Raw genomic sequence first — 5,792 nt, forward strand, 5'->3', positions numbered from 1 at the left:
GTCGGAGACGATGATGACCGACTGGCCCGATCTTGCTCTTGAGTTCGTGAGCCGGCCCTCCCGTGGGCGGGTTTTCCAGTACTCCAACGCGAGCACCTATACCGCGATGCGGGTTCTTGCCAGCCAGGTCGGCGACGTCGCCGACTTCTTGCGGCCGCGGCTGTTCGAGCCGCTCGGCATCACCGACCTCACCTGGGATCGCTGCCCGAACGGCTGGGTTCTCGCAGGCAGTGGGCTGTGGCTACGAACCTCCGAACTGGCCAAGATCGGGCAGCTCATCCGTGATCGTGGCCACTGGGCGGGGCGCTCCTTGGTGTCGGCACCCTGGATCGACGGAATGCACTCGGAGTGGGTCGTCGCCGGCAAGAACCCCAACTATGACCGATACGCTCTCGCCGGATGGGGCGGCCCGGGGCGGGCCTGGCGTTTGCATGGGGCCTATGGCCATCTGCTCATCTTCTCTGGCGACGCTGTCGTTACGATCACCGCTGACGATCACTTTGGTGCGGATGCCATGGCCGAGTTCGTCGTCAATACCCTCGAGGCGTAGGCACGGCTCTCAGCGCTCGGCTCGCGGCGCTCAGTCGCGGGAGCGGCGCAGCAGCCAGACAAAATAGGGTGCGCCGACGAGCGCAATCATGAGCCCGGCCGGCAGATGCGACGGGGCGATGATGGTGCGGCCCAGCGTATCCGCGACGAGCACGAGAAGTCCGCCGAGCACCATGGCCACCGGAATCACCCTGCCGTGCCGAGCCCCCACCAGTGCGCGCGCAAGGTGCGGCGCCACGAGGCCGACAAAGCCCACCGTCCCCACCGCCACAACAGCAACGGCGGCGAGGATTGCGCCCAGCGCAAGCACGCAAAGCCGCGCCCTGCCCGGGCGGATGCCGAGGATGCGGGGGGTATCCTCATCGATCGACAACAGGTCGAGGTCGCGGCGCATGCCGAGCAGAAGCGGAATGGCGACGACCAGCACAATGGCCACGGGAAGCACATCTGGCAACGAGCGCCCGTAGGTGGTGCCAGAGAGCCAGGTGAGGATGCGCGGCGTCTCCCACGGGTCCGAGCGCAGAAGCAAAAAAGCGGTGACGGCGCTGAGCGCGTATCCGCAGCCGATGCCCACGAGAACAAACCGGTCGGGCAACAGCCCGCCTCGCCACGAGAGCAGAGTAATAAGACCGAAGGTCGCGAGCCCGGCGAGGACGGCCATCACGATGATCGCTGGCCGGCCGCCCCCGCCCAGACCGGTTGTGACAACGATGACGGCACCAAGTCCGGCACCGGCGGGGATTCCGAGCAACCCTGGCTCCGCGAGGGGGTTGCGCACGGTGCCCTGAACAGCGACCCCGGCGAGGGCAAGAGCGGCTCCGGCAAGCACCGCAGCGGCGATCCTTGGCGCTCTTTCGTCGAGAGCGCGGGCCACGAGATCCGGCGCTGCACCCTGCAGCCACAGGCCGATATCCCCCAGCCGCAACCAGAGGCTCCCCGCGAGAAGGGCGATGACAATCGCCGCCGTGAGCAGCACGGTCACCACGCAGCACACCGTGAGAAAGCGCCGGTGGGTGCGCAGTGTGGATCGCGCCGCGCCGATAGCGCGCGCAGCACCGGCATCGCGCATGCGCAGGGCAAGGATGACAATGACGATGCCGCCGAGCAGTGCGGTGGGGATGCCGGTGGGAATCGAGGCTGCACCCTCAGCGCCGAGGATGGCCCGCAGCGCGGCGTCGGCGAGCAGAATCAGAACGGCGCCGAGCAGCCCCGCGGTCGGCACGAGAAAGCCATGCATGCGAAGGGCGGGCACGGCGCGCGCCAACAGTCGGGCGAGCACCGGCGCGCCAAGACCCACGAACGCGATGGGGCCGGCGACGGTGACTGCGGTGCTCGTGAGGAGCACTGCGCAGAGCACGGCGAGGGTGCGGGTCGAGCGCACGGGAACGCCGAGGGTCGAGGCCGTGTCGTCGCCGAGGCCGAGCACATCCAGGCGACGGGATAGGAGCAGGGCCACGAGCAGCACGGCGATGATCATGGGGGCTGCGCGCACCGACGCATCCAGGTTGAGTTGCGCGAGCGACCCGCTGCCCCAGGCGAATAGCCCCGTCGTGTTTTCTTTGAACAGGATGAGCAGCATCGCCGTGCCCGCATCCAGCGCCATGGCAATCGCCGATCCGGCGAGAATCAGGCGCGTTGTTGTCGTTCCAGCGGCCCGCCCTGTGAGCCCGAGCACGATTGCCGCGGCAAGCAAGCCACCCACGAAGGCGACCCCACTGGATGCCCAGAGCGGCACCGACAGGCCGAATGCTGCCACGGCGGTGAGAGCGAAATAGGCACCGGCGGTCACCGCGAGGGTGTCGGGAGATGCCAAGGAGTTGCGGGTGATGGATTGCAGCAGGGCGCCCGCGACACCGAGGGCGAAACCGACCGCGATACCGGCGAACAGCCTCGGCAATCGAGATCCCGTGAAGATGTCGTGTGCCGAGACTCCGCCGACTGTGACGTGCTCCCCGAGCAGAGCGCGCAGCAGGTCTGCCGCGCCGATGCCCGAAGTCCCCTGGGTCAGATGCCAGAGACCCACGGCGACGATAGCGACGACGAGCGCGGCGAGAACGCCGACCCCGCCAACGATGTGTCTGCTGCGGGGGTCGACTGAGCCGTCCCCCGCCGCCCTGTGCTGGCGGCGGGGAACGGAGAGGGTTGGTGGCGCGATCAATCCCCGACGATCACGCTGACGAACGCGTCAATGGCCTGTTGGCCCGAGCGCGGCCCGCCCGCACCCCACACGCCGGGAGGGAACTCGAATGCGCGGCCCTGCTTGACGGCGGGCAGCGACATCCAGATGGAGCTCTTCTCCAACTCGGTGACATAGTTCTCGGCGGTGCCGTCATTGGCGTAGATGAGGTTGGCTTCACCCACGGCGGTGAGCCCTTCGATATCCGTCTGGGCAAGTCCGTAAGCCGGGTCGACGCCGCCGCTGCCGTAGGAGTCGTTGATTTCGTCGGTCCATGCGCCGGTCAAGCCAAGCTCTTCACCCAGCTCCGTGAACAGCGCACCCTGCCCATACGGGCGGATGACGACGTTGCCGCTCTCAACCCAGCCGTCAAAGAACACGAAGTCGCTGATAGCGAGCTCGGCGTCAGCGACCTCTGCCTTGGCATCCTCCAGGTGCTTGTCGAACTCCGCGAGAACCTGGTCGGCACGCTCGCTGCGGCCGGTGGCCTCGCCGATGAGCGAGAACACCTCCTTCATGTTGTCGATCTGGCCGGCGCCGTCGGCACCGATCGTCGCGAGCACAGGAACATCCCGCTCTTCGAGCTTCTTGAGCAGTTCATCGTCGGCGCTATAGGCCTCCATGACGATGAGGTCTGGGTCTGTGGCGTAGAGGGCGTCGAGATCGGGCTCGCCACGCTCCCCGACATTGGCCACTCCCTCTGGCAGGGTCTCGGCGCTGACATAGGTGGCATAGCCATCAATCGAGGCAGCCCCCACAGGCGCGATGCACAGCGAGAGAAGGTCTTCGGTCTGCTGCCATTCCAAGACGACGACGCGTTCGGCCGGCTTGTCGAGTTCAACCGTGCGGCCGAGGCTGTCGGTGAGCGACACCGAATCCGTCGAGGTCGCCGTCGTGTCGTCGGCGCAGCTCTCTGAGGTAACGGCAGGGCTCACTGAGTCATTGCCTGCGGCGACATTGGTTGTACCGCAGCCCGTGAGCGTGAGCGCGGCGATGCTCACCAGGGCCAGGGCGCTGAGGCCGGGGGTACGCGTCATGAAGTGTCCTCTCAAGAACGGTTGGTGGATGGCACTAGAAGTTCGGGGTGGGCGCGCCGTGCGGCTGCGTGCCTGCTGATCGGATCGATGCGGATGCGGTGGGTGCGCTCATCCACACTCACCTCGACCGGGATTTCGTAGGCGGCGGCGATGTTCTCGGCGGTGAGCACGGCGGCGGGGGCGCCAGCGGCAAGAATGCGGCCCGACTTCATCATCAAAAGATCGTCGGCAACCTGGGTGGCATGGTCGAGGTCATGGAGCACCACGCCAACGGCAACGCCGTGAACGTCGGCAAGATCGCGGATCAGATCGAGCGTCTCCACTTGGTAGCGCAGGTCGAGGTGGTTCGTCGGCTCGTCAAGAAGCACGACGCCCGTCTCCTGCGCGAGGCAGGCGGCCAGCCAGACCCGCTGAAGCTCCCCGCCCGAGAGCTCCCCGGCCGCGCGGTCGGCCATTCTCAGCACCCCTGTGGCATTCAGGGCGTGATCCACGGCGAGGCGATCACGGTCGCTCATCCCGGCGAATCGGCGGCGGTAGGGGTGTCGCCCGAAGGCGACGACCTCCCGAACGCTCAGACCCTGAGGAGCGGTGCGGGATTGCGCAAAGAGCGTGACCTCCTGGGCGAACTCGCGCGCACTCAATGCGGCGACGCCACGCTTAGGGTCGCCCGCCTCTCCGCCCAGGTCCACCGTGCCCGCTTGTAGCGCGTGGAGCCGAGCGAGACCTCGCAGAAGAGTGGACTTGCCGGAGCCGTTGGGGCCCACGAGCGCCGTGACGCGGCCGGGAAGGAGTTCGACCGAGACGCCATCGACCACCGTTGTGCGGCCAAAGCCCAGAGAAAGATCGATACCAGCGAGGCGAGTTCCGCCGCGCTGAGAATCCGCGACGAGAGCACCCGAGCTCAGTGGCTCGGTCGTGCGGCTGGCGGTGGTCATCACGGGAATCCTGCGCTGGGGGTGAGGTCTCAAAGGGCCTCTACTGCCGAGGCAGTAGCGCGGATTCTCCGAGATGGATGGAACTTAGGGTTCCCTTACCTAACTAAGACTAGACCGTCCGCCCGAACGTCCGCAACCGTCGAGAAACGACAGTGGATACGGCGCTTCAGACACGAACCCTGGCGACAAGGACTTGCTGCCGACCGGCCGCAGAGAGAGGCAGGCAGTCGTTCGACCCGATTAGGGGGAGGCGCCGGGGCACTGACACTGAGCGGCGGGGCATGAGCGGCGGGGCACTGAGCGCCGGAGCAACAAAAAACTCCCCGCACCTGTGCAGGGAGTTCATGATGGCTGGGGTACCTGGACTCGAACCAAGAACAACGGTACCAGAAACCGCCGTGTTGCCAATTACACCATACCCCAATGGTTTCCGGTCAAGACCGGCACCGAGAGACCACTTTACCCTACGCCGAGACCCATTTCGAACCAGTCCCCCAGCCCGGGTGCGTCGCGGGCTTTGCTCAGATCTCGGCGAACCGGCGCGACCGAGTTCTGGCGATCGGATTAGCGTCGGTGCGCTGTCGGAATGCCGATCAGGTCCCGGTTGATCGTGGCCGCGACCCGTCCCCCGGCCCCCGCCGCCACGATGAGCTGCTGCGGCCCCGGTGAGGTGATATCGCCGGCCGCATAGATGCCGGGGTGGCTGGTTCGCCCATCACGATCCACCGTGAGTAGGCCCCAGCCATCGGAATCGAGGTTCAACGACGCAGCGCATTCCAGCTGAGCGTGCCATTTGGGGCGCACAAAACCGCCCGAGACCTCGATCACATCGCCGTCGACGAGCCGGATGCCTTTGACGCCCTCTCGGTCGCCCTCAACATCCGCAATGGGCCTGCGCTCGATGCGAACGCCGCGCTCGACCAAGCGTTCCTCCTGGCCGGGCGTCACCGCATCCGCACCGTTCGTAAACACCGTGAGGTGATCGCTCCACTGCGCGATGAGCATGGCGCGCCAGGCAATGTCGGATGTCTCACCGATCAAAGCGATCGGGCGATCGCTGTATTCGTAGCCGTCGCAGGCAACGCAGCTAAAAAG

5 protein-coding genes and 1 tRNA gene are annotated in these 5,792 nt (G+C 66.6%); 1 reads left to right on the forward strand and 5 read right to left on the reverse strand.

The features are described 5' to 3' along the window. On the forward strand, window positions 1-550 hold a 550-nt coding region (locus AC062T_RS13260; protein ID WP_476030765.1), incomplete at its 5' end, for a serine hydrolase domain-containing protein. 30 nt (window positions 551-580) lie between these two features. Here AC062T_RS13260 and AC062T_RS13265 read toward each other — a convergent pair. The 5 genes from AC062T_RS13265 to AC062T_RS13285 form a co-directional block, all read right to left on the reverse strand. Continuing rightward, on the reverse strand, window positions 581-2,707 hold the full coding sequence (locus AC062T_RS13265; protein ID WP_476030767.1) for an iron ABC transporter permease: 2,127 nt from the start codon (window positions 2,705-2,707) through the stop codon (window positions 581-583). Continuing rightward, on the reverse strand, window positions 2,704-3,762 hold the full coding sequence (locus tag AC062T_RS13270; protein ID WP_476030769.1) for an iron-siderophore ABC transporter substrate-binding protein: 1,059 nt from the start codon (window positions 3,760-3,762) through the stop codon (window positions 2,704-2,706). Before AC062T_RS13270 ends, AC062T_RS13265 begins: the two co-directional genes overlap by 4 nt. An 11-nt stretch (window positions 3,763-3,773) precedes the next feature. Continuing rightward, window positions 3,774-4,697 (reverse strand): ABC transporter ATP-binding protein, encoded by a 924-nt coding sequence (locus tag AC062T_RS13275; protein WP_476030771.1) that lies wholly within the window; start codon window positions 4,695-4,697, stop codon window positions 3,774-3,776. A 348-nt stretch (window positions 4,698-5,045) separates the two neighbouring features. After that, window positions 5,046-5,120, reverse strand: a tRNA-Gln gene (locus AC062T_RS13280). Window positions 5,121-5,261: 141 nt separating this feature from the next. Continuing rightward, window positions 5,262-5,792 (reverse strand): FAD-dependent oxidoreductase (locus tag AC062T_RS13285; protein WP_476030773.1); only part of this gene is annotated, 531 nt, incomplete at its 5' end.

Source organism: Homoserinimonas sp. (assembly GCF_056262345.1).

Excerpts from the sequence above, each read along its gene's own strand:
- AC062T_RS13270 (WP_476030769.1), bottom strand. The coding sequence starts at position 3,762 with ATGACGCGTACCCCCGGCCTCAGCGCCCTGGCCCTGGTGAGCATCGCC.
- AC062T_RS13275 (WP_476030771.1), bottom strand. The coding sequence starts at position 4,697 with ATGACCACCGCCAGCCGCACGACCGAGCCACTGAGCTCGGGTGCTCTC.